At 68.5% G+C, this 17990-nt stretch carries 18 protein-coding genes and 1 pseudogene; 12 read left to right on the top strand and 7 right to left on the bottom strand.

Going from position 1 to position 17990, the window contains the following annotated elements; all coding sequences use genetic code 11:
* Positions 1-462 (top strand): zinc-binding dehydrogenase (locus ABT009_RS46080; protein WP_351309032.1); only part of this gene is annotated, 462 nt, incomplete at its 5' end.
* Positions 463-579: 117 nt separating this feature from the next.
* On the opposite strand, the gene ABT009_RS46075 is transcribed toward ABT009_RS46080, so the two are convergent.
* Entirely contained in the window at positions 580-750 is a 171-nt protein-coding gene (locus ABT009_RS46075; RefSeq protein ID WP_351309029.1) for a hypothetical protein, read from the bottom strand.
* 25 nt (positions 751-775) lie between these two features.
* On the opposite strand from ABT009_RS46075, the gene ABT009_RS46070 reads away from it, so the two are divergent.
* From ABT009_RS46070 to ABT009_RS46060, 3 genes are all read left to right on the top strand, one after another.
* The gene (locus tag ABT009_RS46070; RefSeq protein WP_351309026.1) at positions 776-907 is read left to right on the top strand and encodes a hypothetical protein; all 132 of its coding nucleotides are present in this window, start codon (positions 776-778) and stop codon (positions 905-907) included.
* Between the two features lie 205 nt (positions 908-1112).
* Positions 1113-2048 (top strand): expansin EXLX1 family cellulose-binding protein, encoded by a 936-nt coding sequence (locus ABT009_RS46065; protein WP_351309023.1) that lies wholly within the window; start codon positions 1113-1115, stop codon positions 2046-2048.
* Between the two features lie 194 nt (positions 2049-2242).
* Positions 2243-2407: a hypothetical protein gene (locus ABT009_RS46060; RefSeq protein WP_351309020.1), complete on the top strand. Its 165-nt coding sequence runs from the start codon at positions 2243-2245 to the stop codon at positions 2405-2407.
* A gap of 76 nt (positions 2408-2483) precedes the next feature.
* Here ABT009_RS46060 and ABT009_RS46055 read toward each other — a convergent pair whose 3' ends face one another.
* Positions 2484-3224 (bottom strand): IclR family transcriptional regulator, encoded by a 741-nt coding sequence (locus ABT009_RS46055; RefSeq protein ID WP_351309017.1) that lies wholly within the window; start codon positions 3222-3224, stop codon positions 2484-2486.
* A gap of 197 nt (positions 3225-3421) precedes the next feature.
* Between ABT009_RS46055 and ABT009_RS46050 the strand changes: the two genes are divergently transcribed.
* The 5 genes from ABT009_RS46050 to ABT009_RS46030 are packed head-to-tail and all read left to right on the top strand — an operon-like array spanning position 3422 to position 7982.
* Positions 3422-3979 (top strand): 2,4'-dihydroxyacetophenone dioxygenase family protein, encoded by a 558-nt coding sequence (locus ABT009_RS46050; RefSeq protein ID WP_351309014.1) that lies wholly within the window; start codon positions 3422-3424, stop codon positions 3977-3979.
* Between the two features lie 17 nt (positions 3980-3996).
* Positions 3997-5211, top strand: coding sequence for a CaiB/BaiF CoA transferase family protein (locus tag ABT009_RS46045; protein ID WP_351309011.1), 1215 nt, complete (start codon positions 3997-3999; stop codon positions 5209-5211).
* Positions 5198-5743, top strand: a complete 546-nt coding sequence (locus ABT009_RS46040; RefSeq protein WP_351309009.1) for an FAS1-like dehydratase domain-containing protein — start codon at positions 5198-5200, stop codon at positions 5741-5743. The genes ABT009_RS46045 and ABT009_RS46040 overlap by 14 nt, the downstream gene beginning before the upstream one ends.
* The gene (locus tag ABT009_RS46035; RefSeq protein WP_351309006.1) at positions 5743-6189 is read left to right on the top strand and encodes a MaoC/PaaZ C-terminal domain-containing protein; all 447 of its coding nucleotides are present in this window, start codon (positions 5743-5745) and stop codon (positions 6187-6189) included. The genes ABT009_RS46040 and ABT009_RS46035 overlap by 1 nt, the downstream gene beginning before the upstream one ends.
* Entirely contained in the window at positions 6186-7982 is a 1797-nt protein-coding gene (locus tag ABT009_RS46030; protein WP_351309003.1) for an acyclic terpene utilization AtuA family protein, read from the top strand. The genes ABT009_RS46035 and ABT009_RS46030 overlap by 4 nt, the downstream gene beginning before the upstream one ends.
* Positions 7983-8292: 310 nt before the next feature.
* Here the strand turns inward: ABT009_RS46030 and ABT009_RS46025 are convergent, their stop codons facing one another.
* The 4 genes from ABT009_RS46025 to ABT009_RS46010 all read right to left on the bottom strand — a co-directional run bounded on the left by ABT009_RS46025 (position 8293) and on the right by ABT009_RS46010 (position 11705).
* Entirely contained in the window at positions 8293-9000 is a 708-nt protein-coding gene (locus ABT009_RS46025) for a hypothetical protein (protein ID WP_351309000.1), read from the bottom strand.
* Between the two features lie 107 nt (positions 9001-9107).
* Entirely contained in the window at positions 9108-9494 is a 387-nt protein-coding gene (locus ABT009_RS46020) for an SsgA family sporulation/cell division regulator (protein ID WP_351308997.1), read from the bottom strand.
* A gap of 297 nt (positions 9495-9791) precedes the next feature.
* Complete coding sequence (locus tag ABT009_RS46015; RefSeq protein WP_351308994.1) at positions 9792-10175, bottom strand: hypothetical protein; 384 nt, start codon at positions 10173-10175, stop codon at positions 9792-9794.
* 810 nt (positions 10176-10985) lie between these two features.
* Positions 10986-11705, bottom strand: coding sequence for an alpha/beta fold hydrolase (locus ABT009_RS46010; RefSeq protein ID WP_351308991.1), 720 nt, complete (start codon positions 11703-11705; stop codon positions 10986-10988).
* A gap of 541 nt (positions 11706-12246) precedes the next feature.
* Here ABT009_RS46010 and ABT009_RS46005 point away from each other — a divergent pair.
* Positions 12247-13212 (top strand): alpha/beta fold hydrolase, encoded by a 966-nt coding sequence (locus ABT009_RS46005; protein WP_351308988.1) that lies wholly within the window; start codon positions 12247-12249, stop codon positions 13210-13212.
* A 131-nt stretch (positions 13213-13343) separates the two neighbouring features.
* On the opposite strand, the pseudogene ABT009_RS46000 reads toward ABT009_RS46005, so the two are convergent.
* Positions 13344-13727, bottom strand: a pseudogene (locus tag ABT009_RS46000) (AMP-binding enzyme); the annotation flags it as partial.
* A gap of 386 nt (positions 13728-14113) precedes the next feature.
* Here ABT009_RS46000 and ABT009_RS45995 point away from each other — a divergent pair.
* The gene (locus ABT009_RS45995) at positions 14114-17335 is read left to right on the top strand and encodes a bifunctional cytochrome P450/NADPH--P450 reductase (protein ID WP_351308985.1); all 3222 of its coding nucleotides are present in this window, start codon (positions 14114-14116) and stop codon (positions 17333-17335) included.
* Positions 17336-17469: 134 nt separating this feature from the next.
* Positions 17470-17990, top strand: a 521-nt coding sequence (locus tag ABT009_RS45990) for an alcohol dehydrogenase catalytic domain-containing protein (RefSeq protein ID WP_351308982.1), incomplete at its 3' end; no start/stop codon positions are given.

The following is a 17990-nucleotide window of genomic DNA, read 5'->3' as shown; positions in this document are numbered from 1 at the left end:
ATCATCGCCATCGACCCGCTGCCCGGCGCCCGGGAGCGTGCCCTGGAATTCGGCGCGGATTTCGCCCTGGACCCGGCCGCCCCCGACTTCGCCGAGCAGGTCCGCGCGGCCACCGCCGGGCAGGGCCTGGACTTCGCCTTCGACTGCGCCGGCGTGCCCGCCGTCCGTGAGCAGGCCGCCTCCGTGCTCGGCCGCGAGGGCTCCCTGATCCTGGTCGGCATCACGCCCAAGCCGCTCACCATCACCGAGGGCCTGACCTTCAACTACATGATGAAGCAGGTGCGCGGCCACTACGGCGCCACCCCCGAGGGCGTCACCGAGCTGGTCCAGCTGGCCTCCAACGGCCGGCTCGACCTGGCCCCCTCCATCACCGACCACATCCCGCTCGCCGAGGCCGCCGACGCGGTCAACCGGCTGGAGAACAAGATCGGCGACCCGATCCGCCTCATCCTCGTCCCCTGACAACTCCGCCTCGTCCCCTGACGACTCTGCAGAAGGACGACCAAAACCACCTCGGGCAGGGGTGATTGGGCGCCGGTGCTTGAGAGAGCACCGGCGCCCACGGTCTTGTATGGACGGTCAGTTCACAAGGGTCTTGGTGAGCGCGGAGCCGACAGGGGTGTTGGCCGCTCGGATGAGGGTGCGGCGGGCGGCGTACCCGAAGCGGTGGGCGGGCATGAAGAAGTGCCGCGTGCGCAGGGCCTCCCTCTGGTGGCGGGGGACGAACGGGCGCAGCCGTTGCTCCCACACGCCGAGGGCGGCGGGCAGGTGGTCCGTGTTCGGCGAGCAGCCGGGCCAGCAGTTCGGCGCCCGCGATGCCCATGCCGGAACCCTGCCCGGAGTGCACGGTCATGCACCAGGCGGAGTCGCCGAGCAGGACGACCCCGGCCCTGGCTCCATCGGTTGATGTGGATTTGGCTGACCTGGTCGAAGAGGACGGGGGTCAGGCGGTCAGCTCAAGCCGGTTGGCGAGCTTGCCGGTCGCCTTGCCGAAGCCCCTCGGTGTCCAGATGGTCGGGGACCGGTCCTCAGTGAGAAGTCGTCGGCAACCTTTTCGCTTCCTGTGGCCACTGAGCAGTGCACCGTCGACTCGATCTTCCGAACGGACAGGCATGAAGACAGCGAGGCAGGCCGCGCGGCAGCGCAGGCGCAGACACAGGCTGATGTTGGGCGCCACGGTGGCGCTGGCCGCCGCGGGTCTCCTCGCCTACCTGGTCACGGCGTTGCTCCCCGACCGCGAGGAAGGTGTGGGGCCGACCGCGGCCGCACCCGTCGCCAGTGCTCAAGTGAGAGCCACGACCGCGACAAGCACCCCGACCCCGACAGGCACGACCGCGACAGGCAGCCCGACCCCGACGGTTGGTGCGACGACCGCGGCTGCGCAGCCGTCGGCCACGCAGGCCCCGCGGAGGACGTCCAACGCGGCTTCGTCGGCAGGGCGGATTCAGCCCAGGACCACCTACCAGGGAGTCGCCACCGTCTACGAGGCCGGGAACGGCGACGGCGCCTGTCTGTTCGGCCCGAGCGACGACCTCATGATCGCGGCGATGAACACCACCGACTACGAGTCGTCCAAGGCGTGCGGCGCGTACGTGCTCGTCCGCGCGGCGAACGGCGCCTCCGTCACGGTCCGGATCACCAACGAATGCCCTCTGCCCTGCGCACCCGGGCAACTCGACCTCAGCGAACAGGCCTTCGCCGAACTCGCCGACCCCAAGCTCGGCCGGATCCCGATCACCTGGAGCCTGCTGAGCCCCAGCACGTCCGACACGATCTCCATCCGGTACAAGACCGGGTCCAGCTCCTATTGGTGCGGCATCCAGGCGATCGGCCACCGCAATCCGATCGCGCGGCTGGAGGTCCGCACCACCAACGGCTGGCGGCAGTTGCCCCGTACCGACTACAACTACTTCCTCTCCGCCGACGGCAGCGGGTGCGGCGGTGCGATCAGGATCACCGACATCTACGGAGAACGACTGACAGTCAACGGGATCGCGCTGCGGCCGGACGTCGTGCAGCCGACCCGGGTCCAGTTCGCCCGGCACTGAACCCGCCATCTGCGCGGACGACAGGCGGAGCGCCCACGCACGCCCACCCGCCGTCAAGCAGCAACCGGGCGGGCGTCGACCTCGCGGCCTGTGGCATCGGGACGTCCGTCCCCGGCCTCGCCGCATCGAACCACTGGCTCGCGGTCACGGGTTGAACTGTCCCTGGAGTCCACCATCGGCGTGGCCTGGCGGCCGTGGCACCCCCGCGCCGACTTCGAGACGCCCTCACCGACCTCTCGACAGCGCTCTCCGAAGCCACCGGCCCGCTGGACGACATCGCCGACACACTTCTCGCCCGCGCCCGGCCGGCAGGAGAGCGTGCCGACGACACCGCCCTCCTGCTGGTGGAGGTCCGTTGAGGTGGGCGCCGGTGGCTGCCGTGATGGCTGGATATCACCGGGGGGTGATAGCCGGGCCGCTTGCCGGCGCGGGGGATCAGGCGTGGTTGAGCCCGTACCGGGGGCCGAGAACGGCGATTGCCTTCTTGAGTTCCTCGCCGACGTCGTCGAGGCGATCCGCTTCTGCGGGGTCGACGGCTGCGCTGATCGCCGCTATCGGACTGCCGTCGGATGCCAGTAGGGGCGTGGCCACGGCAAAGGCGTCCTTGAACGTGACTCCGCGGTTGAAGGCGAGTCGGCGGGAGCGGATCTCGGGGAGCTCGGCGAGGAACTGCCGGACCTCTCCTGTCTGTTCCGCACCGGCCAGCTCCAGGAGCCGGTACATCTCCTCGTCGGGGACGTTGGCGAGCAGAGTCTTGCCGGCAGCGGTCGTGAAGAGGGGGCGACGGGCGTGGGTGCGCGCGACGAAAGTCAGGCTGGGCGACTCCTGACCGGCATGGTCGGCGTGGACGAGGGCGTCGCCGACGCGCACCCCGACGAGGACGGTGCAGCGGAGGACCTTGCTGAGCTCGGCCAGGAACTGGTGATCGAGTGACAGCGCGGCCAGCTTGTTCGCACGAGCGGCGAGGATGAAGGGCCCTGGTCCGAGGTGGAACCGGCGGTCGTCCTCGATGAGGTAGCCGCGGGCGAGAAGTCCGTTGGTCAGCTCCTGAACGGAGCTCTTCGCCGCGCCCAGGGCGGCTGCCAGCTCAGCCAGCGTCACTCCCCGCGGGCTCAGGGCCACGGCTTCGAGGATCCCGATCACTCGGTCGACCGTGCGATGCGGGCGGACAGGCATGCGGCTGATGCTAGCACCGCCCTGTCCGCCAAAAGTCAGTGCACGAGCTCTTGTCAGGGCGGCGTGGGTCACCGTAGCGTCCCTGCCATCCGGAAACCCGGTCCACCATACGGAAATCCGTACGCTGGCATTCTCCTACGTAGCACCTCGCACATCGCATGTCCGGAAGATCGGCACTCATGCCGAAAGGCCCGAACATGACCGCACCCGTGTCTCCCACGGTGATCAGCACGTACGGCGGCCGCGCTCCGCTGCCGCTCGTCTCCCTGCCGCAGGGCGAGCTGCTGACCGTCAACATCGACCAGATCCCGCTGTTCAAGGATCTTGTCGCCCCCGGCATTCACATCCAGACGCTGCGCCTGGACCCCGAGCGCGGAGAGTGGGTTTTCCTGTCCACCTTGGCACCCGGTGTCGAGCTGCCGATCCACTACCACACCGGTACGGCTCAGGTGTGGACGATCCAGGGCCGCTGGCTGTACCGCGAGTACCCCGACCAGCCGCAGACGGCGGGCTCCTACCTGTACGAGCCCGGCGGCTCGGTGCACACCTTCTACACCCCCGAGGACAACACCGAGGACACCGTTGCCCTGGCCTGGATCGAGGGTGCGCAGGTCAGCTTCAACGAGGACGGCACCTTCCACTCGGTCATGGACGCGGTGACCCTCCAGCACCTGACCGAGACCGCGGCGGCGGCGCAGGGCACCGGACCGGTCGGCTACATCCACGGCGGCGCCGCCGGCGTGATCAAGTCCTGATCGGCAGGGGAGCAGCCATGCGACCGGCGTTCGACGGCATCCGGGTCCTGGAACTGGGCCAGATCTACAACGGCCCCTACTGCGGGCTCCTGCTCGCACAACTGGGCGCCGACGTCATCAAGGTCGAGCCACCCGGCGGTGAGCCACTGCGCTTCCGCTCGCACGAGCCGATCGAGTCCCACGAGTTCGTGATGCTCAACTCCCACAAGCGGAGTGTGGTGTTCGACCTGAAGACCGACGCCGGTCGCCAGGCGCTGCTCGACCTGGTCGAGACCGCCGACGTGCTCATCGAGAACTACGCGCCGGGCACTATGGAGCGCCTCCAGCTCAGCCCGGCGCGGCTCCTCGAACACAACCCGCGTCTGGTCGTGGCCTCCGGCAAGGGCTACGGGTCCACCGGCCCCTACGCCCACATGTCGGCCATGGACATCACCGTGCAGGCGATGTCCGGCAGCGCCTCGGCCACCGGGGAGACCGACGGGCCGCCCACCAAGGCCGGCGCCGCGTTCGTGGACTTCTCCGGCGGCATCCACCTGTTCGGGGCGATCAGCGCGGCCCTGTTCCAGCGCGAGCGCACGGGACGGGGGCAGATCGTCGAGGTCTCGATGCACGACACCGTCTACCCGATGCTCGCATCCAGCCTGGGCGGCCTGCACAACAACCCCGGCCGCGAGCTCCCCGAGCGCACCGGGAACCGGCATACGGGCATGGCGATCGCGCCGTACAACATCTACGAGGCGAGCGACGGATGGCTGGCGATCATCTGCATCGCCGAGCGGCACTGGCGCGGCGTGGCAACCGCACTGGGCCGGCCCGAGCTGATCGACGACCCCAGGTTCCGTACGCAGAAGGACCGGGTCGCCCACATCGACGCGGTCGACGAGCAGGTCTCTTCCCGCACCAGGACCCGGACGCGTGCCGAGCTGGTACGGGACCTGCAGGCCGCCGGTGTGCCCTGCGCGCCGGTCAAGTCGATCCGCGAGGTCGACTCCGATGAGCACCTGATCCAGCGCGGCATGATCCAGTACGTCGAGCACCCGGCCAGGGGACGGGTGCCGGTCCCAGGATGCGCCCTGAGGCTCAGCGACTCGCCGGTGGGCCCGCTGCGGACCGCCCCGCCGCTGGGCGAGTCGACGCGGGAGGTTCTCGCGGAGCTTGCCGGCCACGCGGATGCGGCCGGCGCAGCCGGCACACAGATCAATGGTGAGGAGCCCAGGCATGTTCACACCTGAACCCGGTACTCCGCTGGCGGAGTACTACGCCCAGACCCAGCCGCGGACCGGAGCCGTCCTCTCGCGCCGGAGCCTCGGCACGCTGGACGCGGTGAGCATCGGCCGCTACGCACTGACCATCGGCGCCGCGGACCCGGTCCACTACGACGCCGCGGCCGCACGTTCGGCCGGGTACGCGGATGTCGTGGCGCCACCGAACATGCTCGCCGCGATCGTGGAGTGGGGCATCGGCACCCCCGAGGCCCAGCTTCAGCCCGACGGAACCCCCCTCAGCGGTGACACACCCCTCGGTGACGGCGACCTCGGGCTCCGCGTCATGGGCGCCGGCGAAGAGATGGAGCTGGTCACTCCCGTGACTGCGGGGACGGAGGTGGTGCTTGAAACCACCCTCGAGGCGGTCACTCCCAAGCAGACCCGCGCCGGCACCTGCGTGTTCGTCACCACCCTCCACACGTTCACGTCCGCCCAGGGTGCCGTCCTCAACCGCAACCGGCGCACCGTCGTACTGCGCAACCCCTTGCAGGAGTCGTAGTGTCCATCAACTACCAGGTCGGGGACACACTCCCACGGCTCAAGCACACGGCCACGACCTTTCAGCTGTTCCGCTACAGCGCGGTCACCTGGAACCCCCACCGCATCCACTTCGACGAGCCCTACGCACGCGAGGAGGGCCACGGCGGTCTCGTGGTGCACTCCCACCTGCGAGCGGCGCTCGCCCTGCGCTGTGTCACCGAGGCTCTCGGCCCCAAGTGGCGCGTGACGAAGGTCGCCTACCGCCTGCGCAAGCCCGTCTGCGCGCCCGCCAACCTGGCCTACACCGCGCGGGTGACCCACATCGAGGGCGACAGCATGACCCTTGAACTCGCCGAGGAACACCCCTCCGGCGAGGTGGGGTTCGAAGGGACGATACGGGTCAGCAGGGCCGAGGGAGAGAACGGCGGCGGTCTTCACTCCTCTACACCGGAAGAGTTGGCATGACGTCAGCATCAGAACGGGGCCGGCGCCCCCTCCGCGTCGGGAACTGCTCCGGCTTCTACGGCGACCGCGCCTCGGCCATGGCCGACATGGCCCGAGCGGGCGGCATCGATGTCCTCACCGGTGACTACCTCGCCGAGGTCACGATGCTGATCCTCGGCAAGGCGCGCGCCAAGGACAGCACGAAGGGCTTTGCGACCACCTTCCTGCAACACCTCGACGCGGCGCTCGAGCACCTCGCCGCCAACCGGATCAGGCTCGTCGTCAACGCCGGAGGACTCAACCCCGCCGGGCTGGCCGCCGCGACCCGCGAACTGATCGCACGACACGGTCACGACCTGCGGGTCTCCCACATCGAAGGCGACGACGTCTTCGGCAGCCTCGACGATCTGCGGCAAGCGGGCCATCGCCTGCTGCACCTGACGAGTGGTCAGCCCCTGTCGGACTGGCCGCACCAGCCGCTGACGGCCAACGCCTACCTCGGCGGCTTCGGCATCGCGCGCGCCCTCCACGAAGGCGCCGACATCGTCGTCACGGGCCGCGTCACCGACGCCTCCCTCGTCGTCGGTCCCGCCGCCTGGTGGTGGGGTTGGACGCCTGACGACCACGACGCCCTCGCCGGCGCGGTCGCCGCCGGACACGTCATCGAGTGCGGGCCTCAGGCGACCGGCGGCAACTTCTCCGGGTTCCGTTCCGTCCCCGACCTCGTGGAGCCGGGGTTCCCGATCGCCGAGATCGCCGCCGACGGCTCCTCGGTGATCACCAAGAATCCGGGCACCGGCGGCGTGGTCACCCAGGACACGGTCACCGCCCAACTGCTCTACGAGATCGGTGAACCCGCGTATCTCAACCCCGACGTGACCGCCCATCTGGACACCGCGACGCTGACAGACCTCGGCGAGGACCGCGTCGGGATCCACGGCGTGCGAGGCACGGCGCCGTCCAGGACGACCAAGGTCGCGATCACGGGGGTGGGAGGCTGGACGAACAGCGCGATCCTCGCGCTGACCGGCACGGACCTCGACGCGAAGGCCGCCCTCGTGGAGCGATTCGTCCACCGCTACGCCGAGGCCGCCCGCGGGCTCGACGCGGTCGCCGTCGAGCGCATCGGGCGGGCACAGCCCGATCCCGACACCCAGAACGCGGGAACCGAGCTGCTCAGGATCACCGTGCAGGGGACGCAGCAGGCCGCCGGGCGCGCTTTCTCGTCGCGCGTGGTCGAGCTGGCCCTGTCCAGCTACCCCGGGCTGTACTCCCTCGGCCCTCCGCAACCGGGGTCCGCATTCGGTGTCTACTGGCCGGCACTGCTCGACCAGCGGATGCTCCAGCACACGGTCCACCACTACGACGGCACGACCGAGATCATGGCCCCCGGCAACCCGGACGGAGCCGGTGGCGAGGTAGTGCCGCAGGCCGAGCCGGCGCTCGCGCCATCGGTGCCTGCGCCGCGGGCAGACGAACTCGTCGTCGCCCCACTCGGTGAGATCGTGCACGCCCGCTCCGGCGACAAGGGCGGCGACGCGAATCTCGGCGTCTGGGTACGCGACCGTGCGGCATGGGACTGGCTCAGCTCCACCCTCACCGTCGACGAACTGCGACGCCTTCTTCCCGAAACACGCGGACTGGAGATCTCGCGCCACGAACTCCCCAACCTGGGCGCGGTCAACTTCGTCATTCGAGGACTGCTCGGGACCGGCGCCACCTCGACACTGCGGCTGGACTCGCAGGCCAAAGCACTCGGCGAATGGTTGCGCTCACGCAGCATCAAGGTGCCGCGATCTCTGGTGCGATCCTGACGACGCCATGACCCACGACGGGCCTCACATATGGATGGGCACGGCACGCCTGGTCCTCGACCAGGCGTGCCGTGCCGAGGTGGTTCGAGGGACGCCGTCAGGCCGGTCGGATGTCAGCCCAGCGCGCGGTCGAGGTTGAAGGCGGCGATGAGGGCGAGGTGGGTGAACGCCTGGGGGAAATGTGGCGATCGGTATGGGCTCGGCGTCCGGCGGCGGTGTTGACGTACTCGGCGAGCTTGAGCGCGCTGCGGGGCAGCGGGCGGGTGCCGACACGGTGCGCCCTGGCCGAGCTCAGCACCATCCTCGCGACCTACAGGTCCGTATCGGCGTTGCCCTCGTCGTTCCAAGAGTCTCGCCGCTTGGTCTTGCCATTGGCGGAAGCGCCCTTCTCGTGCCCCTCCAACAGCTCCAGGAGCGCAGCGTCTGCCTTTTTGCAGTCTTCCTTCGTCAGTTCGATAGGGGCGTTCTTGCAGACGGTGTACTGGTCGGGATGAATGATGTTGGTGGTCCTCAAGGTGAAGGTCAGAAGCGAGCGCCACCCCTTGCGGTGGCCAACCCTCACTTGGATTCGGAGCTTGTAGTCACGGGCCTCCGGAACCAACCCGGAAAACGGTGCCTCGAACTCGATGAAGCATTGTTGCGCTTCTCTGCCGGCCACGATGAATCCGGCCGGCAACTCCGGTTCCTCGTCCGGCCCGGGTTGGAGACGGGATGGTGAAGCCGTCCACAGGAGTGGCAGATGAGAGGCGGGCTCATCAGGGAAGGCCAGCCTGAGATCCTGCACGACTATCGGCTTGGCACCGGTGTTGTGAAGGACGAGCGGAAGCCGCAGTCGAACCATGGAGCCGTGGACAATCGCCGCAAAGGAATGAGGCTCCCACGACTCCAGGCGCCCCTGTCTGGCGTTGAGCCACCAGAACGAGGCGATGGTGAAGAGCAATGCGCAGATCGACAGGAAGCCCGCGCCGGAAATCGATGAGGACGCATTCTGATCGGCAACGGCCATCGGCAAAAGCACGAATTCACCTCAGGGTGGGCACGGTATCAGGACTCGGTGAGGCGGGGATCTCGAGCGGCCCGGCCTCTTGATGAGTGGCAACTTGATGAGTGGCAACTGGGCCGACTTCATCCTTCGGCGAGGAAGTGCGCCAGCGAAGCGTCCAAGTCGATGTGCCCGAGCTCGGCTCCCCTGGGCACCATGGCCTGCGTTTCCTGCAGGAACGTCTGGATCTCCTGCGCCCGGGCTTTGAGCAAAGCCGCACCGGCCGGCGGGTTGAGAAGGATGTACAAGTCGCAGCGGTCAGGCCCGTCGGCGGGCCATATGCGTAGGTCCCCCTCGCCGGCGGGGCCTTCCAGCCCGTCGATCAGAAGATCTCGTCCAATGATCCATTCCACCGTCTCGTCGCTGTCGACAGTGGTGAATGCGGCACGGACGACGTAGGGATCACTGGGCTCGTACCGCAGCCTCATGCTCACGGGCAAGAACGTCTCATACGAGACGACATGCTGCACAGGCAGCTCCTGGATCACGGTTCTCAACGACTTCATTGGTTACTCCTGGTGCCCCGACTCATACCGGGAGGATCATCGGAAGGGCTTATCAAGGGGGCCTGAACAGAGAAGCGGGTACTACGGGGACCCGGTGGCGGACGGCAGGAGAACGCTCGCAGGAGCTACATCTCCTGCCGTCGCGAGGGTGCCCGGCCGTCAGCAGCAGGCGAAGCCACCACTGATGGCCGGGAGCATCACAGGGATGCGACGAACGTCGGTTGCCGGGTCACGGCGACCTTCGTGTCAGCGACCGGAGCTCTACCGGTTGTGGTGGTGGCTCGCCTTGTCGCGGTCTCGGCGGTCGTCGTGGTCACGGTCCCGGTCGTCGTGGTCACGGTCCCAGCGGTCGTGGTCACGGTCCCAGCGGTCGTGGTCACGGTCCCGGTGGTCGTGGTCACGGTCCCAGCGGTCGTCGTCGTAACGGACCCAACGGCCGTCGTCAAAACGGCCGTCGTCACGGCCCCAGCGGTCGTCATCGCCGCCCCAGCGGTGGTCGTTGGCCTCGACACTGGCGGCGGGGCGCTGGACGTGCCCTGACGTCGACGTCGCAGCCGACGCGGTACCCCCGGCACCAATAACGGCTCCGCCGGCCACCGCCAGGGAGGCGATGGCGAGAGACACGCGCTTCGCGAGGTAACTCACAAGTTTCTCCTTCGATTCAAAGCAATCCGTCCGTGCGACGGACGTTAAGATCACTAGTGCAATTCACTGGGATTGTTCGGTGCAGTGACCGGGGGTCGCTCTCCTTGATGAGCGTCAGCCGGCTCTGCACGGCGCCACCGGGCGCGAGAGAGGTTGCCGATGCGGCAACACCCTCGGATTCCATACAGTGTACGAAACCTCCCTTCAGTAATGCCATACGTTGTATGGAAAATCAATGACGGCGCCACCAGCCGTGGGAGAGGCTCACCTCTCGGTCGTGATGGCGGCGACGCGGCGTAGGGACCCGGGCGTCGCACCGGAAGCCGACGCCCCGCGTGGCGAACTGGATCGCCCGACTGGGGCCTGCGCAGTGTCCGAGAACGGCCGTCACGGAATACCGAGGCACCACACGTAATCAACGAAGTCGAGATCTTCTTGATTGCGAACGTTGCTCGTCAGCAGTGCAGGCTGCGGCCGCCATCCTCGACGGCTGGTGGATGGCGCCCGGCATGAGGGGCAGGCGAGGCCGACGTGCCCGGCACGCCAATGAGGTGCTCCCGCCCCGCCCGGCGTCAGGGGGCAGGACAAGAAACTCCGGACATGGAGGATTCAGTGGGGCAGTGGGGCAGCCACCAGCTCCTCCTGGCAGTCCGTTTCACCCGGACCTCGCCCGGCAGTGGATGTCCGAGTGTGGGGGCCTGGGGACGGTCGCTCCCAATCGCGACACGACAGGTCACCACTCCCGCGGAATCGCCGAGCCATGCCCCATCGGAGAGAACGCGCTCATCACGCCGGAAAGACAACAGCTCCTCAGGCATTCCAGTGCGCCTCGAGGGCTGCGGCGACCTCGGCCGGCTTCTGGATCAACGTCCAGTGGCTGCAGTCGAGCTTGACGACCCGGGACGCTCGCACAGCTTCGCCGAGTTCATCGGCGAACGCGATCGGACAGGCCGGGTCGAGCGTCCCCCAGAGGACCAGGCACGGCGCGGACACGTTCGCCAGTTCCGGTTCCCACTCCGCGCCCACCGTCACGGCGGAGCGGTACAGCCTGAGGATGCTGTCCCTCATCGACCCGTCCACGCGACGGGCCATTTCCTCGGCCACGTCAGCCGGGACATCGAGTTTGCTCAGGTCCTTGGCGAAGGATGCTGGGTCAAGCTCGTTCATGAACCGGTCCCCCTCGACCGGGTCCTGCCAGATCTTGGCCAGCGGATGCCAGCCGTACTGAGCACTGACCGGAGCGCTGCTGCCGGCCCACGTACGAACCAGGTCCGGCCGTATCGAAGCGACGCGCGCGGTGAGAATGCAGCCCCAGTCATGGCCGACCAGGTCCACCGGCTCGCCGACTTGCTCCAGCCAATCGATCAGCCAATCGACGTACTCCTCTTTGGTGGAGCCGAAGCCTCGCGGCCGCGGTGCGCCGAAGCCAGGCAGGTCCCAGGCCTCGACGTCACTTCGGCTCAGGTGCTGGCGCACGCCGTCCCACACACGGTGGGTGTCGGGGACGCCGTGGATCAGAACTGCAGGCATGGACGAGCTCCTCCGTAGGACAAAAGCCTCATACATGAGGTTTTTATCATTATTACGCCCTTTGGTCCAGAAGTGTGCATCGGGGCCTTTGGGGCGGTATGTCCCGTCCCCCTGCCGAACGCATGGTGAACGCACGGCCCAGGGGGTGTCGCCGCTCCGGAGGCATCGTCAGACCGCTGAACAAGGGCACGACCACCGGCACCCCGGCTCTCCATCCCAGCCTGCGGCCGGTGAGTGTGGTGGGGGCGAGAAGGGGAGAGGCACCCTTCGGTGGTGTGCCATCAATCGGTGGTGCCGGCGAGCCCCCGTAGGACCGCTCGGGCACCGAGAGCACCGGCAACTGGCACCTGTTGGCGGCGCCGGCCTTCCGCTGCCGGCCGGGTCGCCGCCTGATCGTGGGAATGCGATGCCTGCCGAGCGTGGCGGTGCGCGTCAAACTGAGCAACGGCGCCGCGACCACGGCGGGCGATCACTCGGCTCTCGGTGTGACCCGTGAGTAGCGTGGGTTACGGACCAACCCACCTGGAAGGGGCGTGTGACCATGGTCGAGCACCGCACCGCCATGGTTGGAGGGCGTCGGCTGCACATCGCGGAGGAGGGTGAAGGACCCCTGGCTCTCCTGCTCCACGGCTTTCCCGAATGCTGGTACAACTGGCGCTACCAGTTCACGCCCCTGGCCGGGGCCGGATACCACGTCGTCGCCGTTGACCAGCGCGGTTACGCCCGCAGCGACCGGCCCGCCGCGGTTGAGGAATACACCATCCTGCACCTCGTCGGCGACGTCATCGGCCTGATCCGCGAACTCGGCGCACAGCAGGCCGTGGTCATCGGCCACGACCTGGGCGGCATGGTCGCCTGGTCCACCGCGCTGATGCGGCCCGACGTCGTCCGAGGGGTCGTGGGCCTCAGCGTCCCGCCGCCGCAGCGCGGTCCGGTTCCTCCGCTGCAGGCGATGCGCGAACTGTTCGGCGGCCAGTTCTACTGGAACTACTTCCAGACCCCCGGCGTCGCGGACGCCGAGCTCGCGAAGGACCCGCACGCCACCTTCCGTCGCGTGATGTACGGCCTCTGCGGCGACAACCCGCACAGCGACCCGCCGGTCGAGCCGCTCGTCCCACCGGGCAAGGGATTCCTGGACCTCTTCGAGGACCCCGAGGAACTTCCCGCCTGGCTCACCGAGGCCGACATCGACACACTCGCGACGGAGTTCACCGAAGCCGGGTTCACCAGCGCCCTCAACTGGTACCGCAACTTCGACCGCAATTGGCAGCTGACCGCCCCATGGGACGGCGCGCAGTACCGGATGCCCGGCCGCTACATCACCGGCGATCGGGACCTGGTCTACGGGTTCCCGGGGATGGACCAACTCCTCCCCGCCCTGCCCACGCTCCACCCGACCGTCGGACCGGCGCACATCCTGCCCGGCTGCGGTCACTGGATCGCCGAGGAACGCCCCGGCGAGGTGAATGCGGCGCTTCTGGGATTCCTCGGCGCCCTGAACAGTTGATGATCAGTCGGCTGCGGTCAAGTCGGCACGTCTGTTGGCAGCTGTCCGCGGGAGCGGCGGGCGCCCACAGTGGTGCGGGCGCCGTCACAGCCTTGATCGCGGCCTGCGGTACAGCTGGCATCTCGACGACGTCACATGTTGCTCCTCGCCGCGTCGTCCGCGGATGGAGTGCCGCCGCGCTGCCGTCGGCGATCGGCTCCCAGGCGGGCGAAGTAGGCGACGGGGTCGGGGTTGTCGACCGCCGCAGGGTTGAGGACCTGCTCGGCGGGGGTGCCCTGGAGGAGGCGCTTGACGGGGACCTGGAGTTTTTTGCCGGTCTTCGTGTGCGGAATGGCCGGTACAGCGAGGATCTCGTCGGGGACGTGGCGCGGTGAGGCGCCGGCGCGGATCGCGTCGCGGATCCGGTCGCGCAGGGCGTTGTCCAGGCCGACCCCGTCGGCGGGGACCACGAAGAGCGGCATCCGGTAGCCGCCGTCGGGTTCCTCAGCGCCGATGACGAGGGCCTCGGTGATCTGACGCCAGTTGGACACCGGCGCCCACATGGTCGCGGACCCAGGGGTAGGCGGAGGCGGGCAGAGCCGAGCCGGTGCAGCCGACGACGCGGATGGCCGACAGGTCGTGTGCGGCGCGGCCGCGAGTTTGCGCATCGTGAGCGCCTCGACGCCGTCGGCGTCGATGAGCCGCAGCGCCATGGCGTAGATGTCGACCTTGGTGAGCGGTACGTCCCTGTTCGTGGTCCCCGAGGGGCCTTCTTTTGCGTTTCCATACATCGTATGGTCCACTGGAGGCAGTTCCGTACGACGTATGGAAACACGGAGATGCCGCTGCTCAGCGGCATTCCCACGCATGCCTACCGAATGCCCTTGCCCCTCCCCTTTCTCCGCACAAAAGGAGCAAGTCGATGACCACGCAACCCGTGAGCGACCGCCGTTCCACGTCCCCTGGCGGGATCCCGATCCTCGGAGAAACACCGCAGATCCCCGACACCAACCCGGTCGCGTACTTCGGCGAGCTGTCCAAGCAGTTCCCCGAGGGCATCTTCAGCCTGGACCTCGGTGGTCAGAAGAACGTCTTCGTCTACGACCCGGACCTGGTCACCGAGGTATGCGACGAGACCCGTTTCGGCAAGCCGATCCTGGCGCCGCTGTCCCATGTCCGGGACTACACCGGCACCGGCCTGTTCACGGCCCATGAGGAGGATGACGGCGAGCTGTGGGGCATGGCGCACCGGATCCTGATGCCGGCGTTCAGTCAGCGGGCGATGAAGGGCTACTACGGGCAGATGCTGGAGGTGGCCGAGAACCTGGTGGGCAAGTGGGAGCGCAGCGAGGGCCGGCCGGTCAACATCACCAATGACTACACCCGGCTGACGTTGGACACCATCGCTTTGTCGGGGTTCGGTTACCGGTTCGACTCGTTCGCCAAGGAGGAGTTGCACCCCTTCCTGAACGCGCTGCTGGAGGCGCTGACGGAGTCGATGCGGCGTACGGGTGAGCTGCCGGAGATGACCGCGGCGCGCGCGGACGACGACCGGAAGTACCACGAGAACATCCAGGTGATGCGCGACCTGGTCGAGAGTGTGATCAAGGAGCGCCGTCAGGGCAGGAACAGCGGTGACGGCGACCTGCTGGGTCTGATGCTCGAGGCCACCGACCCGGAGACGGGTAAGCCGCTGGACGACGACAACGTCCGTGACCAGGTGGTGACGTTCCTGATCGCCGGTCACGAGACGACCAGTGGTCTGCTGTCGTTCGCGACGTACTCGCTGATGCGTAACCCGCACGTGCTGGCGCAGGCGTACGCGGAGATCGACCGGGTGATGCCGGGGGACACGGTGCCGGACTACGACACGATCATGAAGCTGGACGTGATTCCGCGGATCCTGGAGGAGACGCTGCGGTTGTGGGCCCCGATCCCGCAGATCATGAAGGCGCCGCTTGAGGACACCGTCATCGGCGGTAAGTACGTGCTGGAGCGGGGCACGCAGACGAACCTGCTGATGGGTCCGCTGCACACGCACGTCAAGGCGTGGGACCGGCCGTTCGAGTTCGACATCGACCGGTGGCTGCCAGAGAACCGTGACCAGCAGCACCCGCACGCCTACAAGCCGTTCGGCAATGGCCGGCGGGCCTGCATCGGCCGCCAGTTCGCGCTGACCGAGGCCCGCCTGGCGCTCGCGCTGGTGCTGCAGAAGTTCAAGTTCGCCGATGTCAGCGACTACAAGATGGACGTCAAGGAGGCGCTGACGCGCAAGCCGGGCGGCTTCGAGCTGGTGGTGCGCCGCCGCAAGGAGCACGAGCGGACCGTCTTCAGCGTCGCGGACGTGCAGGGCGACAGCGCCCAGCAGCAGGCCGCGGTCAGCGGTGTCGGGGTGAACCTGACCGTCGCCTATGGCTCCAGCCTGGGTTCCTCGGAGGACCTGGCGCGCACGATCGCCGACCGCGGCGAGCGTTCCGGTTTCGCCACCACCCTGACCAGTCTGGACGAGCTCGGGGACAACCTGCCCACCGAGGGGCTGCTGGTGGTCGTCGCGGCCAGCTACAACGGCAAGGCCCCGGACAACGCACAGCGCTTCGACGACCTGCTCGCCGCCGGACTCCCGGAGGGCTCGCTGTCCAACGTGCGGTTCGCGCTGCTGGGGGCTGGCAACACGCAGTGGGTGGCGACCTACCAGGCGTTCCCCAAGCGGATCGAACAGGCCCTGCTGGCCGCCGGCGCCTCCCCGGTCATCGAGCGGGGCCTGGCGGATGCTGCCGGTGACTTCGACGGTATGGCCTCCCGCTGGATGGACACCCTGTGGACCACGCTGGCCGAGGAGTACGCCGCCGACACCTCCGAGGCGAGCGGGCCGCGCTTCGAGGTGCAGCTGCTCACCGAGGCCGACGTGCGCCCGGCGATCGTCTCCGAGCAGGCCTACCCCCTCACGGTGGTGGCCAACGAGGAACTCGTGGCCGACGCGACCGGGCTGTGGGACTTCAGCGTCGAGCCGCCGCGCCCGTCCGCGAAGTCCATCACCATCGAGCTGCCGGAGGGTGTCACCTACGACACCGGTAACCACCTGGCCGTCTTTGCCAAGAACGAGGCGGCCCTGGTCGACCGTGCCCTGGCGGGGCTCGGCGTCGACCGCGATCAGGTGCTGCGGCTGGACCAGCCGTCCGGCGGCCGCACCCACCTGCCGGTGGGTAGCCCCGTCACCGCAGGGCTGCTGTTCACCGAGTTCCTGGAGCTGCAGGACGTGGCCACCCGCAGCCAGATACAGACGCTGGCCGAGCACACCCAGTGCCCGTGGACGCGGCCGCAGTTGCAGGCTTACACGGCCGACACCGAGGAGGCCGAGAAGCGCTACCAGGAGGAGATCCTGAACAAGCGTGTCTCGGTGCTGGGTCTGCTGGAGCGCTTCCCGGCGGTCGAGCTGCCGCTGGCAGTGTTCCTGGACATGATGGGCCCGATCCGCCCGCGGTTCTACTCCATCTCCTCCGCCCCGCTGGCCAACCCGCGCCACGTGCGGCTGACCGTGGGTCTGCTGGAGGGCCCGGCTCTGTCCGGCGACGGCCAGTACCGCGGCACCTGCTCCTCCTACATCGCAGGCCTCGAGCCCGGAGATGTCTTCTACGGCTACGTGCGCGTGCCCTCCCCGACCTTCGCGCCGCCGGCTGACCCGGCCACGCCGCTGATCCTCATCGGTCCCGGCACCGGCATCGCACCCCTGCGCGGCTTCCTCGAGGAGCGGGCCTCGCTGCACGCGAACGGCACGAAGGTGGGCCTGTCCCAGGTCTTCGTCGGCTGCCGCCACCCGCAGCACGACTACTTCTACCAGCAGGAGATGCAGGACTGGGAGCAGGCCGGGATCGCCCAGGTGCACACCGCCTACTCCGCGGTGACCGGCCACCCGGCCCGGTTCGTGCAGAACGCCATCGCAGGCGCCGCCGACACCGTGTGGCAGGCCATCGAGGCGGGTGCGTACATCTACGTCTGCGGTGACGGCCGCCGCATGGCACCCGCCGTGCGCGAGGCGCTCGCCGCCATCTACCGCAAGCACACCGGCAGCGACGACGAGACCGCCCAGCAGTGGCTCGCCCAGATGGAAGCCGACGAGCGCTACCAGCAGGACGTCTTCGCCTGACCCCCCCGGACGCCGGGAGGGTGCGGCGGTCCTGACACCCCGCACCCTCCCGGCCACCACTGACCAACGAGGCACCACACGGCACCCATCGGCCCGAACCGCCGGGAAATGCCGCTCACAGAAAGCAGAGCACTATGGACACCATGCTCGCCGGACGCTTCCACCTGGACAGCAAGAAGTTCGCCGTGGAGGAGGTCCCCGTACCCGTGCCCGGCCCGGGCGAGGTCCTCATCGAGGTCAAGGCCGCGGGCGTCTGCCTGTCGGACGTCCACCTGCTCGACGGCTCCCTCGTCCCGCTGTTCGCCACCTCCGACGTGGTCACCGTGGGCCACGAGATGTCGGGCGTGATCCACACCCTCGGCCCCGGCCTCAAGCGCGGCCTGACCGTCGGCACCCGCGTCACCCTGGAGGCCGGCAAGACCTGCGGTCAGTGTGCCGGCTGCGTGCGGCGCCGCCCCTGCACCCAGATGCTCACCGCCGGCATCGACTACGACGGCGGCTGGGCCCAGTACACCCTCGCCCGCGAGGACACCCTCATCCCCATCCCCGACAGCCTCCCCTTCGACCAGGCCGCGATCATCCCCGACGCGGTCTCCACCCCCTACGCCGCCGTCGTCGCCACCGCGGGCGTCCGTCCCGCACAGTCCGTCGGCAT

It is taken from the genome of Streptomyces sp. NPDC002896 (assembly GCF_040295225.1).
In the GTDB taxonomy this organism is placed as follows: Bacteria; Actinomycetota; Actinomycetes; order Streptomycetales; family Streptomycetaceae; genus Streptomyces.
Note: the sequence above shows the minus strand (reverse complement) of the source record. Positions and strands in the feature narration are given on the sequence as shown.